This window comes from Streptococcus downii, assembly GCF_004353325.1.
Taxonomy (GTDB): domain Bacteria; phylum Bacillota; class Bacilli; order Lactobacillales; family Streptococcaceae; genus Streptococcus; species Streptococcus downii.
In genome coordinates this window covers 1-20020 of record NZ_MZNX01000003.1, presented here as the reverse complement: position 1 = coordinate 20020, position 20020 = coordinate 1, and the positions used below count along the sequence as shown (strand labels likewise).

Below are 20020 nucleotides of genomic sequence, written 5' to 3'. Positions count from 1 at the left end.
CAAGGATAAGTGTTTCAAGTTTCATGGGGTATTTAAAAGGTAAAAGTGCACTCATGATGTTTGACAAACACGCTAATCTCAAGTATAAGTTTGGGAATCGGCATTTCTGGGCAGAGGGTTATTATGTGAGTACAGTGGGACTTAATGAAGCCACAATTAAGAAATATATTCAAGATTAAAGAAATTATCCAGTGGATGATTTCTTCACGAGTATGAAAATTCGAGAACGAGTAAAGCATGATATATCATTGGATAAATTAAGTGTAAAATAATATGAGGATCCCTTTAGGGATAGTGGTAAGTAATGCGAACACCTCTTTGAGAGGTTTGTGAAGAGTCAAGAGCAATGAGGCTTGAACAAAGTGAAAGCCAGCGTCTTTAGGCGCTGGCTGGTAATTTGGGCTTATAGCCCTGGTGCAAACCACCCGTTAGACGGGTGGTTATGATTTTGTAGGAATAGAAATTTCAATCAGTTTATCTGAATAAAGCGTCTTGATATTAGCTTCATCAATTTTTTGTTTATCAATCTTGCGTTTCATGAAGAAATCTTGAATAGTTTCGATTTCTGGTTCACGAATAGCGCGGTGTTTGTTGGAAATGAGGATTTCATAGTGAAGCGGAGCTTGTGTGAAAATCACATCTGTGTTTCCAGCAGAATAGACCTCAACAAGGGTTGCGTCAGTACTTTCTAATTGGCTTTTAACAAGTTGCGAGTGTGAATTAGTCGTGTTGATAAGCTTCATAATAGTTCCTCCGATTTTCTAACTCTATTATAGCACTTTTTGGATAAAATCGTGTATTTTAGTCAATTCTATGCTGAATTTTCCAAGCTTCTATTCCCCATTTATGGCTACCACGTTTGAGTTTTTCAATTGCTTCATCAATAGGAAACCAAGCAATATGATTAAAGTCTTCTAAAGGTTTTTGTACTTCCTCGAAAGAAATAGCTTCGTAGAGATAAGCTGGGTTGTAGTAGTAGGTATCACGGTGGCGAGAGTAAAAATACTCATCAGCTTGCCCATAATAGGTTCCGATTTCAGCTGTAAAGCCTAGTTCTTCGATTAGTTCTCTCTTCAGTGCTTCTTGATGGTCTTCGCCTGCCTCAATCTCTCCACCTGGCAAGAACCAAGCACCATTGGGAGCTTGAACTAAGACAATTTGTTTTTTTTCTGGATCAGGAATAACTACGTAAACGCCGTAGCGGGGCAGGTAGGTCACATTCTCTCTTTTTTCACCAAAAGTTGGGTTTGCCATAGAACTTTCCTCATTCTCTAGTATCTTTATTATTATCATAATGGACGAGGGGCAAGCTGTCAAGAATAAACAGTTATTTTAGTAAAAAAAGGTGCAGAAATTGATGGACTTCCTGCACCTGTTAGATCGTTTTATTCTTCTTTTTCAGAAGTATTCTCTTCTGCTTTCTCACTTTTCTTGGCAGATTTGATTTGAATCTTACCATTGCTTGTCATAACGGCCTTGAGGTCTTTCTCACTTGGGTTTTCAAGGTAGTAGTCTGTGATGGCATCCTCGATATGGTCTTGAATGGTACGGCGGAGTGGCCGTGCTCCCATTTTTGGATCATATCCCAAGTCAACCAACTTTTCCTTGACCTTGTCTGTCACATCAAGGTGGATATTGTTGCTGGAGAGGCGTTTGTTGACATCTGCTAGCATGAGTTCGACGATTTGGAGAAGGTTGTCCTTGCTGAGAGGTTTAAATTCGATGATGCCGTCAAAACGGTTCATAAACTCAGGACTAAAGAAGTTGCCGAGTTCACCGAGAACAGAGTTGGTTCGACCTTCACGAGCAGCTCCAAAACCAACGCTGGCTTCGGCCTTACCAGTACCCGCATTTGAGGTCATGATAATGATGGCATCCTTAAAGCTAACTGTTCGTCCTTGCCCATCAGTCAAACGACCATCGTCCAAGACTTGGAGGAACATGTGCATCACATCTGGGTGGGCTTTTTCAACTTCATCGAGAAGGATGAGAGAGTAAGGATTGCGACGAACTTTTTCCGTTAACTGACCAGCTTCATCGTAGCCGACATAGCCTGGAGGGGCTCCGACTAACTTAGCCACGCTGTGTTTTTCCATGTATTCACTCATATCAAAGCGAATCATGCTGTCAGCAGAACCAAAGAGCTCAATGGCTAGTTGTTTGGAAAGTTCTGTCTTACCGACACCAGTTGGTCCGACAAAGAGGAAACTTCCGATTGGGCGGTTGGGAGTGCCAAGTCCAACACGATTACGACGGATGGCTTTGGCAATCTTATCGACAGCCTCGTCTTGTCCGATAACATGGGCCTTGAGGTCTTCTGCTAGATGGATCAATTGAGACTGTTCTTTTTCTTTTAGCTCCCCAACAGGGATATTGGTTTTCTGCTCGATGATATGTTCAATCGTTTTCTCGCTGATGATTGGAGTATCCTGATCGGTCACCTTGTTCTTTTGCATTTCCTTGTACTTGGCAATCTGGTCACGGAAGTAGGCAGCTTTTTCAAAGTCTTCCTCTCGTGTAGCTTGTGCCTTGAGATTTTCAGCTTCAATCAAGCGTTGATCAATCACTTTAGGATCAACAAAGTTCAGCGTCAAATTCATCTTTGAACCGGCTTCATCCAACAGGTCAATAGCCTTGTCTGGCAAGAAGCGGTCTTGGATGTAGCGGTTGGAAAGATTTGCAGCAGCTTCAATAGCAGCGTCTGTGTACTTGACGTGATGGTAGTCTTCGTATTTCTTTTGAATCCCTTTGAGGATGGTAATGGTTTCTTCGACAGTTGGTTCATCTACCTTGACAGGCTGCATACGGCGCTCTAGAGCAGCATCTTTTTCAATGATACGGTATTCATTGAGAGTAGTGGCACCGACCAGTTGCAATTCACCACGGGCAAGGGCAGGTTTGAGGATATTGCCTGCATCCATATTGCCATCGCCAGCAGATCCTGCACCGACAATTTCATGGATTTCATCGATAAAGAGGATGATATCCTCGCGTTTGCGAATTTCTTCCATGAGCTTTTGCATACGTTCTTCAAATTGGCCTCGAATACCTGTTCCTTGAACTAGACTGACCACATCCAAACGGATAACTTGCTTGCCTTGGAGTTTATGGGGAACATCGCCATCGACAATTTTCTGAGCTAGACCTTCAACAACGGCTGTTTTACCAACACCTGGTTCTCCGATTAGGACAGGATTGTTCTTGGTTCGACGGTTGAGAATTTCGATAACGCGGATTATTTCTTCGTCTCGACCGATAACAGGGTCAATATCCCCACGACGGGCAATTTCAGTTACGTTGATACCATATTCCTCTAGGAGTCCTCTTTCTTGGCTAGGAGGTGTTTGAAGTGGACCACGGTTTTGAGGTCCGTAGCCCCCATTGCCCCCATCTCCTCCACCAGATTGAGTGGGAGGGATGTTATTAGAAGAAGGTCTGAAATTGTTCAAATCATTGAAAAAGTCTCCGAAAGGATCAAAGTCACGATTGTTTAGGTCAGTCATTCCTTTAAAGAGGGTATTGTTTGGGTCTGTTTTGATAATTTTATAGCAATTTTGACAGAGATCAATTTGCTTTTGCTGTCCATTGATATTGGTATACAGATGAATTGTTGAGTCGTTTATTTTACAGTTTTGACAGAGCATACATCTACCTCATTTCATTCTTATTCTTGGTCTAAGAAAAAGGTCAAGAATAGTCAAAGTTTTATACTCTCATTATAGCATGATTAAGGTGTAAAGCAAGTAAAAAGATTGGGAAGTGGTCGTTTTTAAAAGAAGGATTTATGGAGAATCAAGCGACATTGAAGGTAAGAAAAAATCCCATTTGCGGTGACAAAAAGGATTCTCATTCATCGGGCCTTACTGCCCGTTGTTTTTATATTAGTAAAGGAGTTCGTAGATCTCCATTGCAATCAAATCAATGCTATCAAAGGTATAGGTTTCACGCGCTTCAACATCGCGAAGGGTGAAGAGTGATCCATTTTCTTCGTCATAGCTGTATGCAACTTCTGCAACAACAACTCCTTCACGTTCAAAATTACGTTTTAGATTTCCGCCATCTTTTGTCATAGCTTCTAGGCGGTTGATGATTCTAACCAAATGTGATTCCATTATGATTCTCCTCCATTTCTTATCGTTACTATTTTACCATAAACAAGAGGTAGTTGACTAGAAAAAAACTGTGATTTCTCTCTATTTCTCCATTCTATCAAGTTAATTGTTAAAATTAGAGAAAAAGGATTGAATTTTAATTCAATTCATGTTATAATCATACAATCTAATACATAGAAAGTTGATTGAATATGAATTTTTCTTTTTTACCCAAGTATTTACCGTATTTTAACTATGGAGCTCTGATTACCGTGTTAATTTCCATCTTTGTCGTCTTCTTAGGAACCATTATAGGTGTGTTACTGGCCTTTGCTCAGCGATCACGCTTTAAACCGCTCGTTTGGTTTGCAAATGTGTATGTTTGGATCTTCCGTGGAACTCCGATGATGGTTCAGATTATGATTGCCTTTGCTCTTATGCATATCAATGCTCCGACTATCCAAGTGGGAATTTTAGGAGTTGATCTTTCTCGTTTGATTCCTGGTATTCTGATTATTTCTATGAACAGTGGAGCTTACGTCTCAGAAACTGTTCGTGCAGGGATCAATGCGGTTCCTAAAGGGCAGTTAGAGGCCGCTTACTCTCTTGGTATTCGTCCGAAAAATGCCATGCGTTATGTCATTTTGCCACAAGCTATCAAGAATATTCTTCCAGCGCTGGGAAATGAATTTATCACCATTATCAAGGATAGTTCCCTCTTGTCGGCAATTGGGGTGATGGAGTTGTGGAATGGTGCAACGACTGTAGCAACAACAACTTATTTACCGTTGACTCCCCTTTTATTTGCAGCCTTTTACTATTTGATTATGACCTCTGTTTTGACAGTGGCGTTGAAAGCATTTGAAAAACATATTGGACAAGGAGACAAGAAATAATGACAGAAACCTTGATTAAAATTGAAGAACTACATAAGTCTTTTGGGGAAAATGAAGTTTTAAAAGGCATCAACCTTGAGATTAAACGAGGAGAAGTTGTGGTCATTATTGGTCCGTCAGGGAGCGGGAAATCAACTCTCCTTCGTTCGATGAATCTCCTTGAAGAAGCAAGTAAAGGTAAGGTTATCTTTGAAGGAGTCGATATCACAGATAAGAAAAATGACCTTTTTGCCATGCGTGAAAAGATGGGTATGGTATTCCAACAATTCAACCTCTTTCCCAATATGACAGTGATGGAAAATATCACTTTGTCACCAATTAAAACCAAAGGTGAAAGCAAGGAAGTTGCGGAGAAAAGAGCACAGGAACTGTTAGAAAAAGTTGGCTTGCCAGATAAGGCAAAGGCCTATCCTCAGAGTTTGTCAGGTGGTCAGCAGCAACGGATTGCCATTGCACGTGGACTTGCTATGGAGCCAGATGTTTTGCTCTTTGATGAGCCGACTTCAGCCCTAGACCCTGAGATGGTTGGAGAAGTTCTAGCTGTTATGCAAGACCTCGCTAAATCAGGGATGACTATGGTGATTGTGACTCATGAAATGGGTTTTGCGCGTGAGGTAGCAGACCGTGTTATCTTTATGGCGGATGGAGTTGTTGTCGAAGATGGAACACCAGAGGAGATTTTCAATCAAACAAAAGAACAACGGACCAAGGAATTTTTAAGTAAGGTTTTGTAAGACCTCATTTTTAGAAGAAATGGAGTAGGCATTATGGCTTCCAGTAAAGAATATTTAGATTTTATTCTCGAACAGCTATCAGAGCTAGAGGAGATGAGTTATCGTCCAATGATGGGAGAGTATATTCTTTATCATCGTGGTAAGATTATTGTGGGAATCTATGATAATCGTCTGTTACTGAAGCCTGTGAAGGTAGTTTTGGGTCAACTGGGACAGACTAGGCTTGAACGTCCTTATGAAGGAGCAAAAGAGATGATTCTACTAGAAGACCTTGAAGATAAGTCATTTCTAGCGAGATTAATCAAGGAGATGTATGAAGTCTTACCGGCTCCAAAAGTCAAAAAGAAAGCATGACAAATTTACCTAGTATAAATAGGCATAAAAGCTCGATACGAGCTTTTTCTTATAGTTTCAGACTATAGGGTCCATTAGGCAAGAAGTGTTAGAATGGCGAGTTATTTTTTGATATAATAGAGGATATTTGATAGAAAAGAGAAGAGATATGGCTCAGATTATCGATGGGAAGGCTCTTGCGGCTAAGTTACAAGGACAGTTGGCTGAGAAGACGGCTAAACTAAAAGAAGAAACAGGTCTAGTTCCAGGATTGGTAGTGATTTTGGTGGGGGACAATCCTGCCAGCCAAGTCTACGTTCGCAATAAGGAACGGTCAGCTCTCGCTGCTGGCTTCCGTAGTGAAGTAGTGCGAGTTCCAGAGACTATTACCCAAGCGGAATTGTTAGACTTGATTTCCAAATACAATCAAGATCCAGCTTGGCATGGGATTTTGGTTCAATTACCTTTGCCAAAACATATTGATGAAGAGGCAGTTTTATTAGCCATTGACCCCGAAAAAGACGTGGATGGTTTTCATCCTCTAAACATGGGTCGCCTCTGGTCTGGTCATCCAGTTATGATTCCTTCAACACCAGCAGGAATTATGGAGATGTTTCATGAGTATGGGATTGAGTTGGAAGGTAAAAATGCGGTTGTTATCGGTCGTTCAAATATCGTTGGAAAACCGATGGCTCAGCTTCTTTTAGCCAAGAATGCGACTGTGACCTTGACCCACTCACGCACCCATCATCTTGCCAAGGTGGCTGCTAAGGCAGATATTCTTGTAGTTGCAATCGGTCGCGCTAAGTTTGTGACTGCTGACTTTGTCAAACCGGGAGCGGTTGTCATTGACGTTGGGATGAACCGAGATGAAAATGGCAAGCTTTGTGGAGATGTTGATTATGATGCTGTTGCACCACTTGCTAGCCACATCACACCTGTACCGGGTGGAGTTGGTCCTATGACGATTACCATGCTAATGGAGCAAACCTATCAGGCAGCGCTTCGAACACTAAACAAGGACTAGAAAGATGAAATTCGTATTTGACCTGGATGGAACGCTATCTTTTGACTACATGACCATAGATGAGGAGATTCAGCAGGTTCTTTTAAAGGCTGAAGATTATGGTCATGAGCTTGTGTTTGCCTCAGCTCGCTCTTATCGGGATTGTTTGGGTTTATTAGGTTCCGAACTCAGTCAGCGCTTGGTCATAGGGTTGAATGGAGGCGTAGCCTATCATCTGGGGAAGGCTATCTTCGAAAGGAATCTCGATGCTAAAGTTTATCAGGCGCTAGTGGATTATTGCCAGACTTATAATCTCCCTTTCTTTGTAGATGATTGCTTTGACTATAGTGGTCAGATTGTGGAGAAGATTCCATTTTTCTCCAGTGTGGACCCCCTAAAGGTAGCTCGCCATCAGAAACTCGAGGACTTAGGGACTCCGATTAAGATAGTCGTTTATATGGGCGACCACGAGGATTTGCTTGATGATCTGCTTGGTCAGTTAGAAAGACTGGGGCAGGCTCATCTGTCTTATCATGCGCATGAAAAGTGTCTTTATGTCAACCCCTTAGATACTCACAAGGCTACAACAGTTGAAACGTTATGTGGGGAAAACTTCATCGCCTTTGGAAATGATCAAAACGATATTGAACTGTTTAAGACATCTCTTTATTCAGTTCAGATAGGAGACTTTGCTGGCCTTACTCCATATGCAGATGAAACGTTAGAGCTAAAAGGAGCTCCTTCTCCAGCAGTAGCAGCCAAAATCTTACAGACTTTTGCGGAATTTAAGGGAAAATAGTGTAGAAGGAGGTAGAACAAGGTTCGCCTTCTTTTTATGTAGAGTAATGCAGTCTATAAACTATAAATTTGAAGTTTGAAAAAGATATTAATGGAATTCAATTTGTAGTAGAAAGAGTCTAGAACCGAAAGCTATTTTCATTGCAACTATTCCTTTTAAATGACCCCCTTCTTATATATCATTTTATTGGGTTAAATTAATGGAAAATAATTGCAATTTAAGGTGCATTTTGATATATTTAATATATAAAATATATTATCGAACTTGGTACTTGTTTGTGTATTCAGAAGGAGGTTATTTTTTAAAATGAAGTAAACGCTTACTTTGTATCAAGAAAAAGAAATGAGGATTTTAATGAACAAAAGACTTTTTGATAAACGTTGTCATTATAGCATTCGTAAATTTGCAATAGGTGCAGCATCTGTAATGATTGGGGCCAGTATATTTGGTATTTCAGCTGTACAAGCTGAGGAGGTGGCTTCATCCAATACTCAAACAGAAGAAACAATTGTTCATCAAGCTCAGCCTTTAGATAAGCTTCCCGATGATGTGGCAGCTGCAATCGCAAAGGCTGATGAGAATGGTGGGCGTGAGTTTGTAAAACCAAAAGCTGATTCGACAGAAGACAAAGTGACTAAGGATACGGAACCTACTAGACCTGCTAATGAGGGTAGTCGTGAATTGGTTAGTCCTAAAGGGGAAACTCCAAATAAAGTAGAAGAAGGAAACAAGGCTGATAACAAACAGAAATCTGAAGAGGCAAATCCAAAGCCTGTTGAATCTGCAGTAACAGCTGGAACAGAAGTGAAAGAGGATTCTAAAAAAACTTCTGAAAAGGACCAAGTGAAAGCAGACACAGAGATTAAACCTTCTTCTGAAAAATCGCAAGTGCTGTCTAGGGAGTCAAACAAAGCCGAAGTTGAAAAGGAAAAACAGCTATTATCGGAACGAAAACAAGATTTTAATAAAGATTGGTATTTTAAACTAAATGCCCAAGGAGATTTTTCAAAAAAAGATGTGGATGTTCATGATTGGTCTAAATTGAATCTTCCTCATGATTGGAGTATTTATTTTGACTTTGATCACAAGTCTCCCGCTCGTAATGAAGGTGGGCAGTTAAATGGTGGAACAGCTTGGTATCGTAAGACTTTCACATTAGACGAAGCAGACAAGAATAAGGATGTTCGTATCAATTTTGATGGGGTTTACATGGATTCAAAGGTCTATGTAAATGGTAAATTTGTCGGACATTATCCAAGTGGCTATAATCATTTTTCATATGATATCACAGAATTTTTAAACAAGGATGGTAGTGAAAATTCAATTACTGTTCAAGTGACCAATAAGCAACCAAGTAGTCGTTGGTATTCAGGAAGTGGGATTTATCGTGATGTAACCCTTAGTTATCGTGATAAAGTCCATGTTGCCGAAAATGGTAATCATATCACTACTCCAAAACTTGCTGAGCAAAAAGAAGGGAATGTTGAAACACAGGTTCAAAGTAAGATTAAAAATACGGATAAGAAGGCTGCTAAAGTCTTTGTGGAACAACAAATTTTTACTAAGGAAGGTAAGGTTGTTTCAGAATTAGTCCGCTCTGAAACGAAGAATTTAGCAGAAAATGAAACTGCAGATTTCAGACAAACAATCCTAGTTAATAAACCAACTCTTTGGACGACAAAAAGTTATCATCCTCAACTGTATGTGTTGAAAACAAAGGTTTATAAAGAAGGTCAATTAGTTGATGTAACAGAAGATACATTTGGTTACCGTTATTTCAATTGGACTGCTAAGGAAGGTTTCTCTCTGAATGGTGAACGCATGAAATTCCACGGAGTAAGTATTCACCATGACAATGGAGCCTTGGGGGCAGAAGAGAACCATAAGGCTACCTATCGTAAATTAAAACTCTTGAAAGATATGGGGGTTAACTCTATTCGAACAACCCACAATCCAGCGAGTCCTCAGTTGCTTGATGCTGCAGCTAGTTTAGGTCTTTTGGTTCAAGAGGAAGCTTTTGATACTTGGTATGGTGGCAAGAAGACTTACGACTATGGACGGTTCTTTGATCAAGATGCAACTCATCCGGAGGCTAAGAAGGGTGAGAAGTGGTCTGATTTTGATCTCAGAACAATGGTAGAACGTGATAAGAACAATCCGTCTATCGTCATGTGGTCTCTTGGAAATGAGGTAGAGGAGGCAAATGGTAGTCCTCGTTCTATCGAAACTGCTAAACGCTTGAAGGCAGTTATCAAAGCGGTTGATACTGAGCGTTATGTAACCATGGGGGAAAACAAATTTAGTCGTGCGGCGACAGGTGATTTCTTGAAACTCGCAGAAATTATGGATGCTGTCGGTATGAACTATGGTGAACGTAATTATGATGCTGTTCGTAGAGCGCATCCAGACTGGCTCATTTATGGTTCTGAAACTTCTTCAGCTACTAGAACGCGTGATTCTTATTACAATCCTGCTCAAATCCTTGGACATGATAACCGTCCAAATCGTCACTATGAACAATCTGACTATGGTAATGACCGTGTTGGATGGGGAAGAACAGCTACTGAATCATGGACTTTTGACCGTGATCGTGCTGGCTATGCTGGACAATTTATCTGGACAGGAATTGACTACATCGGTGAACCAACTCCATGGCATAACCAAGATAATACACCTGTAAAAAGTTCTTACTTTGGTATCATCGATACGGCTGGTTTACCGAAGAATGATTTTTACCTTTACCGTAGTGAATGGTATAGTGCTAAAGAAAAGCCAACTGTTCGCATTTTACCACATTGGAACTGGACTGAAGAGACCCTTAAGGATCGCAAGATGCTGGTTAATGGAAAGGTTCCGGTTCGTACCTTCTCAAATGCTGCAAGCGTCGAATTGTTCTTAAATGGAGAGTCACTTGGTAAAAAGGAATTTACTAAGAAAACGACAGAAGACGGACGTCCATATCATGAGGGGGCTAAACCAAGTGAATTGTATCTTGAATGGCTTGTGAAATACCAACCAGGCACACTGACTGCGATTGCTCGAGATGAAAAAGGCAACGAAATTGCGCGTGATAGTGTGACAACTGCTGGGGAGCCAGCAAGGGTTCGTCTGACTAAAGAAGAGCATGTTATCACTGCAGATGGAAAAGACCTATCCTACATCCATTACGAAATTGTTGATAGCGAAGGGAATGTGGTTCCAACAGCTAACAATCTTGTTCATTTCAATCTTCATGGTCAAGGACAAATAGTTGGTGTGGATAATGGAGAACAAGCTAGCCGTGAGCGCTACAAAGCACAAGCAGATGGAACATGGCAAAGACGTGCTTTCAATGGTAAAGGGGTTGTCATTGTAAAATCAACAGAAAAAGAAGGTAAATTTACTCTTTATGCAGATTCTGCTGGTTTAACTTCTGATAGCGCAACAGTCGCAACTGTGTCTGGTAAGAAAGAAAACCGTCACTTTGTAGCCTTTGCTCCTGTAAAAGCAACAACTGATGTGACTACAAATCCTGAATTGCCTCAAACAGTAACAGCTATTTATAGCGACGGTAGTGTTGAGGAAAAGACTGTAACATGGGACGTGCCAGCTGACTTGCTTACAAGCGCAGGTGAGAAAAAAGTATCTGGACGTGTAGAAGGTTTGGAAACCAAAGCTGAGGCACTTGTAAAAGTGATTGCTTTAGATAGATGGTTACCAAAAGTTGTTACAGTACCAGTTGGTACAACTGCAGCTGATTTGGATAAAACGGTCACAGCTGTTCTGACAGATGGTAGTTTGATTGATACAGATGTTGTTTCTTGGACTTTGAAAGATCCTGCTGCTTTAACCAAGGAAGGAGGACGTACGGAGGCTACTGGTAAATTGGTAGATGACGACCGTGAAGTAACTGCAACCTTTATCGCAAGTAGTAAGGAAACAACAAGTAGCATTACAGGACTTACTGTTGGGGATAAAGCTCTGGAGAACTTCGAGTCTGGCAAGACTTATTACCGTGTATCCCTTCCTTACACTGGAACAATTCCAAGTGTTGGAGCTCAGACTACTGGTTATCAAGTAACTGTTCAGCAAGCTTCTGCTGATAATGGTTATCAGGCTTCGGTCTTCTTGAGTGATCAAAAGGGTGATTTGGTTCAAACTTATTTAATTCAGTTTGTGAAGGAAGCTCCTGCCTTGAAACGTTTGGAAGTAGTTGTGGAAGGAAAAGAAACTGCTACTGAAGATCAAGTCTTAACTTATCGTGTCATTGGTAGTTATGAGGATGGTTCACAAACAGAATTCTCAGCATCAGATATTCACTTAGAAGCTAAATCATCTGATGGTGGGCATCTTGAGGTAAATGGTCAGAATCTATTGCTCTATACTAAGGGAAGAGTGACTTTGACACCTCGAATCGATAATCAAACAGAGAAAACAGAATCTGTAACTACTGAAGTGGTGATTAAAGAAAATAAAGTCAGCAAGAAGATTGTGAAACTTCATGCTGTATCTGTTTCTACAGACATTAATCAGCAACCGAATCTACCTAAAGAAGTTGGAGCAGAATTTGATAAGGGCTTGCCACGCAAAGTATCTGTAACTTGGGACAAGGTGGATGAAAAAGAATTGGGGCATTATCATAGCTTTACACTTAAAGGACATGTAGAAGGCACAGACATTGAAGCTCAAGCAACGGTGACAGTTGAAGGTTTACAAGTTGCAGAGGAAATCAGCCTTACTCTTCCTAAGGGTGAGACAGTTCAATTGCCAGCCAATGTGCGTGCTTACCATTCTAACGGAACAACTATCTACAAAGATGTAGTTTGGGATCAGGTTCCAGCCAACTTTAGTCAAACTGAAGGAGTCTATGAAATCAATGGTCGCTTAGTAGGTAGCAATCTGACCACTAAAGCTCATGTTCGAATGTCTAGTCAAGTTGTTGCTGGAAATAATATCTCTAAACAATGGACAGGTTCGCAATTGCCAGCTGCCATTGTATCCAATACAGGAGGAGATGACTCAGCTAATACCTTGAACGACCTGACTGTGTCAAGAACGCCAACAGACGCTAAAAATAGATGGACTACTTGGAGAACAAATACTGATAATGACTGGGCTTCTATCTTGTTTGGTAATTCAGGAGATTTGACGAAACGTTTTGTCAACAATTTATCAGTTGATTTCTATACTGATGGAGCAATTGGTCTTCCAAAAGAATATGTAGTTGAATATTATGTAGGTAAAGAAATTCCAGATTTACCAAGTGATGTCAGCAATGCTCAGCGTGATAGCAATCATCCATTTAATAATCCAGAAAATTGGAAAGCAGTTGAAAACTTGCATGCTCCAAGTCAGCTATCTGCAACTCAAACAAATCATTTCACATTTGACAAGGTAGAAACTTATGCTGTTCGTATTCGTATGAAGAAAGCAGATGGAACTTCAGGTGTTGGTCTGACAGAACTAACTGTCCTTGGAAATAAGGTAGTAAGCTCTACAAGTTCAGAGATTTCTATCAGGGTAGATGGCAAGGATCTTGAACACTTTAATCCATCTAAGACTGATTACTATATTCCTCAATCTAGCAAACAAATCACTGCAACAGCTAGCAATAATGGTTTGGTAACAGTTGTGCCTGCAACTAGTCCAAAAGGTGCAACACGTCTCATCTTAAAAGCAGAAGATGGTACGGTATTGAAAGAATATCGAATCTTCCGCAATGATGAGAGAGAAACTAGTCAACCGCTTGCTGCAGAAAATGGTGCTAAAATCTTGAATGTTGGAGACAATCTTCAACTTCCTTCAGAGGTAGGCGTTTATTACCCAACTTCAACTACTTGGACTACAGAAAAACTTGCAGTGAAGTGGGATGCTATTCCTGAACATGCGACAGAGCATGAGGGAACATTTGAAGTTACCGGTCATGTCATTGGTACAAATCTAACCACTAAAATGCAGGTGACAGTTATTTCTAAAGGCAATCAAGTCATTTCAGAAAATCCAAACAACAATGAAACTGATTCTAAAGCCTTTGCTTCGATAACGAACGATACACAAGCAGCTTCACATGATAGAATTTTCTATATCAATGATGGAAAATACAATGAAGATGGACGTTGGACAAACTGGACTCGTACTCCGAAAAATCAAGAAACTTCTGTCGGACTACTCTTTAAGAAGGATGGAAAAATTACTTCTCAATCTATTGGAAAAGTAGCCATTCAGTTCTTTAAAGATAGTGGCACAGATGCCCCAGAGAAAATGGTTCTAGAAAGATATATTGGTCCTGCCTTTACAGAGCCAAGTACGATTTCTCGTTATGAAGAAAATGCTGACCATCCATTCAACAAGGCAGAAAATTGGGCACCAATTCCTTACAAGTCTTCTGGAGAATTAGTGGCTGGTAAACCAATCGAGTTTAACTTTGATCCAGTTCAAACAACAGCTATTCGTGCGCGTATGACTCGTAAGGCTACTACTAATGGTCTAGCACTTGTAGAATTTACAGCCTACTCTGCAGGCAAGGGAGCAGAAGTCGAAACACCATCAGCGACTATTTCGATTGATGGAAAAGCATTGGAAAACTTTGATCCAAATGTGACAGAGTACACCCTAACAACAATGGGATCCAAACCAAAAGTCACTGCGACAACTAGTGGACATGGAGTAGTCACAGTTGTGGATCATGGAAATACAAATCTTCCAACACTTGTTCGTCTTATTTCCAAAGATGGAAATCTGGTGAAAGAATATCGTTTACACTTTAAGTCTACCTTCCAAACAACACCGACAGAAGGCGTTAAGAACTTAGTTGCAGAAGCTCCAAGTTTGGAAATTGAAAAGACTCCACTTCCGTTTAAAGAAGTTGTTCGTGAAACCCCTGCACTTGCTCAAGGTAAACGTCGTGTAGTTTCTGAAGGACAAGATGGAGAAAAAGTTGACTATATTCAAGTATCAGGAACTACCAGAACTCTTGTTCATACTGAACAAAGAAAAGCTCAAGATCGTATTATTGAGGTAGGAGTAAAACCATCTATTTCAAATAGTAAGGGTGAGGAACCTGCGCCAGTCAACGAAGTTCCAGAATTCAAAGGCGGAGTTAACTTTGTAGAAGCAGCAGTAAACGAAGTTCCAGAATACACAGGAATTCTTGCCACTGTAGGCGACCAAGCCACTCCGACAGTAGAGAAGCCTGAGTTCAAGGGTGGAGTCAACTCTGTTATGGCCTTGAAACACGAACTCCCAGAGTACACAGGTCCGGTATCAACCGTAGGCGACCAACCAGCACCGACAGTAGAGAAACCTGAATTTAAGGGTGGCGTTAATGCTGTAATGGCTCTAGAACATAAACTTCCAGAGTACCGTGGTGTTCTAGCTACGGTAGGAAATGAGGAAGCGCCTGTTCTTGAAAAACCAGATTATCCAGTAGAGCTATTAGCTCATGACCAGACTATAAAACCAAATGTTTCAGTAGTAAAAGAAGAGCAAAATAGATTACCAGAAACAGGTGAGGGAGAATCTGAAACAGCCATTTTCTTGGCAGGTGTTAGCTTGGCCTTGTCAGCAGCCCTATTAACTGCAAAACGAAAAGAGGATTAGTTTGTGCGTCTAATGCTATCCTATTGGTATAGCTTGGTCGATGATAAAAAATCACATCGATAAATGAGTTGAAGAGATGGAGAGGACCGATTAGGCCTCTCCGTCTTTACTAGTAAAAATGGAATCGTTTACTTTCGTGTTTGGATGAAAGGAGATAAGATAAAGATGGATAAAAATTTTTTCAATAAACGTTGTCATTACAGTATTCGTAAATTCGCTATTGGAGTAGCTTCTATTATGATTGGTGCCAGTATCTTTGGTGTTAATTTAGTAGAGGCAGCAGAAACAGGTAGTGTAGGAGATAAAGAGGGAACTATAACTCAAGCTCAGCCATTGGAAAAGTTACCTGATGAACTTGCAGCAGTTTTGAAGAAAGCAGAAGAAAATGCTGGGAAGGAAGCTAGCTCGACAGTTGGAAACGGAGAAACTACAGGAACGATTGGTTCTACTGATTCGACAAATAATCTTAAACCAGCTGAAGCACCTGGAATTCCAGAGAATGAAACAAAGCCGTCTGAAGCCATGAGTGGAGGACAAAATGATAAAGAAATCGCTAAACCTAGTCAACCAATTACACCTGAAACTCCAAAAGTAGAGCAAACAGGTGATGGAACAGTTGAATTGGCCAATCAATTTACGGCAAGCAAACCAGCTAGCGAAGCCAGTATTGAAGCTGCCAGCAAGAGCTCAGACTATCTCAAAAAAGAGTACAAGGTCTTTCCAACTCCACAAAAAGTGACTTATGGAGAAGGTGTCACAGCCCTTCGTAAGCAAGTCAATCTGGTCATGGGCGATCAACTCGATATCTATACTCGCAATCGCTTGAAGAGCGTTTTGCAGGACAATCAAGTATCTTACAAAACTAGTAAAACGGCCGTTTCTGGCGCAACTAATATCTATCTTGGAGTGCATGGACAAGGTTCACAAGCAGAACAAAACTTGTCCAAGGTTTCTGCAGGTCTCTTTGACAAAATTGATGCTTATGCTCTGACCATCAAGGACAACTCTATCTCCATCGTCGGAAAAGACACAGATGCGGTCTTTTATGGTTTGACAACCTTGAAACATATGCTCAAGGAAAGTCAAGTGCCAGTCCTTCGCAATGTGACAGTGGAAGATTACGCTGAAATCAAGAACCGTGGGTTTATAGAAGGTTACTATGGAAATCCATGGTCTAATGAAAATCGTAAAGAATTAATGCGTTATGGAAGTGAATTGAAGTTAACTCAATACTATTTCGCACCAAAAGATGATCCATACCACAATAAGAAATGGCGTGAACTTTACCCAGAAGAAAAACTGGCTGAAATCCGAGAACTTGCACGTGTCGGTAATCAAACGAAAACACGTTATGTTTGGACCATCCATCCATTTATGAACAATCGTATCCGCTTTGGCAATGAAGCGCATTACCAGGCTGATCTTGCAACCATAAAGGCTAAGTTTACTCAGTTGTTGGACGTGGGAGTGCGTGAATTTGGTGTGCTTGCAGATGATGCACCAAGCCCAGTTGGTGGTTACCATAGTTATGTTCGCTTGATGAAGGATATCACAAATTGGTTGACTGAAAAACAAACAGCATACAGTGGTCTCCGTAAAGATATGATTTTTGTTCCTGCCTGGTACATGGGGCAAGGAACTGAAGCTGAACTTCGAACCTTGAATGAACATCTTCCTGAAAATGTCCATTTAACTCTTACTGGTGGAAAGGTCTGGGGGGCTGTTGACCAAACATTCTTAACGAACTTAAAGAAAAATTTAACAGAAGGTGGTAAGACTTACCGTCCAATTCAGTTCTGGATTAACTGGCCATGTAATGATAATACAAAACCCCACCTAATTCTTGGAGGCGGTGAAAAATTCTTACATCCAAATGTTGATTTATCACTTGCACAAGGAATTATGCTAAATCCAATGCAACAATCTGAAGCATCTAAAGTGGCACTTTTTGATATGGCTCAGTATGGATGGAAACAATGGAGAAGTGTAGAAGAAGCAGAACAAATCAACGATATGGCCTTTAACTATGTAGTTAATGATCATTTTGAAGAAAGCAGTGTTTCGAAGGCTTTTCGAGAACTCGGAAAACACATGCGCAATCAAAATAGACCTCCCCATGTCACTAAATTAGAAGAGTCTGTAGAATTGGCTCCAAAATTGACAGAATTCTATAACAAACTCAAATCTGGTCAAAATCTGGATACTGAAAGAAAAGAGTTGAGGGAAATTTTTGCTGGTTTGAAAGCCAATGCTCTATTACTTAAAGAAAAAGGTGATCAGAAATTAATCGAACAAATTCACTATTGGTTAGAGAATACAGTAGATCAAATGAACGCGCTTGAAGCTTTCCTAACAGCTACAGAAGGTCTTACTGAAAAGAATGATGCCAAGGTGTGGGAGTATTATCAGGCCGGAGTCAAACATTATGACCAGTCAGTTAAGTATGCCTTCTTTTACGTTGACCATTATGAATACGCAGAATTTGGTGTCCAACATATTCGACCATTTATCAATAATCTCAAAGAATACTTAGCCTTACATATCCAAGCAATGTTGAATCCAGATAAATTTGTGACAACATTTATTACGAATCGTGCTGGAATAGAAGGCGGATTGAAAGAAGTCACAGATGGTGACTTTGATACACATGTGATTGCCAAAACAACCATTGTGATTGAGAGAGGCGATTATGTAGGCTTGCGCTTTAATAAGGCAATTAAAATACACAAATTAGGTTTCGCTACGGGTACTAATACGGCCGATAATTATACCTTTAGTAATGCTCTTGTTGAATATCAAAATGAACATGGAGAATGGGAAGCCATAACGAGCCCTGCTTATACTGGTAGAGAACGTATTCTGGAATTTAATGACCTCGATATCACAGCTCAAGCTGTTCGTATGATAGCAACAGCTAAGAAGGATAATGCTTGGCTTGCCATGCGTGAAATTGCTGTTAACAGACCCCTAGAATTGGGTAGTAAGAAGGTTAGGGGCACTATTAGTTTAAGTCCAAACCTTGTTTACAAATATGGAACAAGTGTTGTTCAGATGCAAGATGGTCGAGAAAACACAGAATCCATGATGGCACATGTTGATCAGACCAATGTCACACCAGCGCAAGCCTGGGTACAAATGGACTTAGGTGGACTGCACAAAGTAAAACGAGTTCATCTGATGCAAGGGGAACGAGATAAACTAGCATCTGGTGTCATCGAATATTCTGCAGATGGTACAAATTGGACAACGCTTCAAAATTTATCAGGGCAACGAACTTCTGATATTGTGCAAGAATTTACAACTCGTTTTGTTCGCATTCGCAATACACAAACCTTAAATAAGTGGTGGAGAATTGCGGAATTTACAGTAGATGTCGATAGTCCAAATCTTGACTTAACAGACACCAACGTTGATGCCTTGAAGGAAACACCAGTGGTGGATAGCTTAGGCAGTTACGAACTTCAAATTCCAGCTGGAACCAAACTCCCTGCTCATAGCTATCTAGGAATGAAGCTTGACCGTATCCATCAGATCAAGAGCATCCAGCTCCAAGGCCAAGCCAACCCTGCTCTTAGCCTAGAGTATTCTGCAAATGCGCAAGAGTGGACGTCAGCTAGCCAGTTGAAAGACAGATCTGTCGCAACCCACTTGGTACGTTATGTTCGTCTGGTCAACAAAACGGATCAGGAACAAGCTGTGACAGCCACTTCTCTCCTTGTGACAACCAAAGAAGTACAACCAACCAAACTAGAATCTACAACTATGGGCATTCATCCAACATACGGCAGCAATGATGTTCGTAAACTGAACAACCTAGATCAACTATTTGACGGTGTTTACAACAACTTCGTTGAGTTTTCAGACTATGCCCATAAAGATGGTCATGTAACCTTGAAACTTGGTAGCGAACGCACGATTAAGAAAATCAGAGCCTACATCCAAGACGGAACTCAAAACTATCTTCGTGATGGTAAGATCCAAGTCAGCCAAGACGGTAAAACTTGGACAGATGTCGTGACAGTAGGAGATGGTGTGGCCAATAGTCAACACGATGATTCATTGACAGATGGTTGGACACATGATTCTAAGATGCCAGGAAATCGCTATATCGAGGGTGAATTGACGACACCAGTCAAAGCCAACTATCTCCGTGTTCTCTATACTGCAGACTATGATGCTCGTTTTGTAGGCTTTACAGAATTGGTCATCAATGATGGTGAATTTGTCAAACCAATCAATGATCCGACAGTAGAAGGAAACAGTGGAGAAAGCCAAGGCAATCTCTACAACAATCTTGTAGACGGAAAAGTCTTGACCAGCTACAAGTCTGAAAAAGACAAGGGCGAATTGGTGTATCACTTATCTGAGCCAACCAATGCCAACCACCTTCGTCTCGTTTCCAGTCTTCCTGAAGGAGCGAAAGCACGTGTTCTTGCTAGAACACTCAAGGATGGCCAAGACAGTTGGACAGACCTCGGTGCCATTACATCTAGTCTCCAAACCTTCGCTATCCGAAATGGTGGCTCTCTTCTAGACGTCAAATTAGTCTGGGAAGGTGGCAAGGCTGAGTTTTATGAATTGGC

General features: G+C 40.8%; 10 protein-coding genes and 3 pseudogenes. 9 read left to right on the top strand and 4 right to left on the bottom strand.

The genetic code is table 11. The annotated features are described in order from the left end of the window. Positions 1-176: pseudogene (tnpA, locus tag E2R31_RS10125) on the top strand (IS200/IS605 family transposase); the annotation flags it as partial. Between the two features lie 264 nt (positions 177-440). Here tnpA and E2R31_RS01120 read toward each other — a convergent pair. The 4 genes from E2R31_RS01120 to E2R31_RS01105 all read right to left on the bottom strand — a co-directional run bounded on the left by E2R31_RS01120 (position 441) and on the right by E2R31_RS01105 (position 4112). Continuing rightward, on the bottom strand, positions 441-743 hold the full coding sequence (locus E2R31_RS01120) for a DUF1827 family protein (protein WP_132972405.1): 303 nt from the start codon (positions 741-743) through the stop codon (positions 441-443). A gap of 58 nt (positions 744-801) precedes the next feature. After that, positions 802-1254 carry an NUDIX hydrolase gene (locus E2R31_RS01115; protein WP_132972403.1) on the bottom strand — a complete coding sequence of 151 codons (453 nt, stop codon included), beginning with the start codon at positions 1252-1254 and terminating at the stop codon, positions 802-804. Positions 1255-1385: 131 nt separating this feature from the next. Beyond that, on the bottom strand, positions 1386-3644 hold the full coding sequence (locus E2R31_RS01110; RefSeq protein WP_132972401.1) for an ATP-dependent Clp protease ATP-binding subunit: 2259 nt from the start codon (positions 3642-3644) through the stop codon (positions 1386-1388). Positions 3645-3881: 237 nt separating this feature from the next. After that, positions 3882-4112, bottom strand: a complete 231-nt coding sequence (locus E2R31_RS01105; protein WP_000443579.1) for a DUF1797 family protein — start codon at positions 4110-4112, stop codon at positions 3882-3884. Positions 4113-4303: 191 nt separating this feature from the next. On the opposite strand from E2R31_RS01105, the gene E2R31_RS01100 reads away from it, so the two are divergent. From E2R31_RS01100 to E2R31_RS01070, 8 genes and pseudogenes are all read left to right on the top strand, one after another. Beyond that, positions 4304-4987 (top strand): amino acid ABC transporter permease, encoded by a 684-nt coding sequence (locus tag E2R31_RS01100; RefSeq protein ID WP_001011619.1) that lies wholly within the window; start codon positions 4304-4306, stop codon positions 4985-4987. Continuing rightward, positions 4987-5721, top strand: a complete 735-nt coding sequence (locus E2R31_RS01095) for an amino acid ABC transporter ATP-binding protein (RefSeq protein ID WP_132972399.1) — start codon at positions 4987-4989, stop codon at positions 5719-5721. Before E2R31_RS01100 ends, E2R31_RS01095 begins: the two co-directional genes overlap by 1 nt. A 33-nt stretch (positions 5722-5754) precedes the next feature. Then, positions 5755-6075 carry a TfoX/Sxy family protein gene (locus tag E2R31_RS01090; RefSeq protein WP_038804984.1) on the top strand — a complete coding sequence of 107 codons (321 nt, stop codon included), beginning with the start codon at positions 5755-5757 and terminating at the stop codon, positions 6073-6075. A gap of 148 nt (positions 6076-6223) precedes the next feature. Next, positions 6224-7081 carry a bifunctional methylenetetrahydrofolate dehydrogenase/methenyltetrahydrofolate cyclohydrolase gene (locus E2R31_RS01085; RefSeq protein WP_185774549.1) on the top strand — a complete coding sequence of 286 codons (858 nt, stop codon included), beginning with the start codon at positions 6224-6226 and terminating at the stop codon, positions 7079-7081. Positions 7082-7085: 4 nt separating this feature from the next. Further along, positions 7086-7859, top strand: a complete 774-nt coding sequence (locus tag E2R31_RS01080) for an HAD hydrolase family protein (RefSeq protein ID WP_000673624.1) — start codon at positions 7086-7088, stop codon at positions 7857-7859. Positions 7860-8213: 354 nt separating this feature from the next. Continuing rightward, positions 8214-15437, top strand: coding sequence for an SIALI-17 repeat-containing surface protein (locus E2R31_RS01075; RefSeq protein WP_132972397.1), 7224 nt, complete (start codon positions 8214-8216; stop codon positions 15435-15437). A gap of 144 nt (positions 15438-15581) precedes the next feature. After that, a pseudogene (locus tag E2R31_RS09900) lies at positions 15582-15668 on the top strand (YSIRK-type signal peptide-containing protein); the annotation flags it as partial. Between the two features lie 321 nt (positions 15669-15989). Further along, positions 15990-20020 (top strand): annotated as a pseudogene (locus E2R31_RS01070) (glycoside hydrolase family 84 protein); the annotation flags it as partial.

What these genes read in the sequence shown, in the direction of transcription:
- E2R31_RS01120 (WP_132972405.1), bottom strand. Translation starts at nt 743, where the DNA reads ATGAAGCTTATCAACACGACTAATTCACACTCGCAACTTGTTAAAAGC.
- E2R31_RS01115 (WP_132972403.1), bottom strand. Translation starts at nt 1,254, where the DNA reads ATGGCAAACCCAACTTTTGGTGAAAAAAGAGAGAATGTGACCTACCTG.
- E2R31_RS01110 (WP_132972401.1), bottom strand. Translation starts at nt 3,644, where the DNA reads ATGCTCTGTCAAAACTGTAAAATAAACGACTCAACAATTCATCTGTAT.
- E2R31_RS01105 (WP_000443579.1), bottom strand. Translation starts at nt 4,112, where the DNA reads ATGGAATCACATTTGGTTAGAATCATCAACCGCCTAGAAGCTATGACA.
- E2R31_RS01100 (WP_001011619.1), top strand. Translation starts at nt 4,304, where the DNA reads ATGAATTTTTCTTTTTTACCCAAGTATTTACCGTATTTTAACTATGGA.
- E2R31_RS01095 (WP_132972399.1), top strand. Translation starts at nt 4,987, where the DNA reads ATGACAGAAACCTTGATTAAAATTGAAGAACTACATAAGTCTTTTGGG.
- E2R31_RS01090 (WP_038804984.1), top strand. Translation starts at nt 5,755, where the DNA reads ATGGCTTCCAGTAAAGAATATTTAGATTTTATTCTCGAACAGCTATCA.
- E2R31_RS01085 (WP_185774549.1), top strand. Translation starts at nt 6,224, where the DNA reads ATGGCTCAGATTATCGATGGGAAGGCTCTTGCGGCTAAGTTACAAGGA.
- E2R31_RS01080 (WP_000673624.1), top strand. Translation starts at nt 7,086, where the DNA reads ATGAAATTCGTATTTGACCTGGATGGAACGCTATCTTTTGACTACATG.
- E2R31_RS01075 (WP_132972397.1), top strand. Translation starts at nt 8,214, where the DNA reads ATGAACAAAAGACTTTTTGATAAACGTTGTCATTATAGCATTCGTAAA.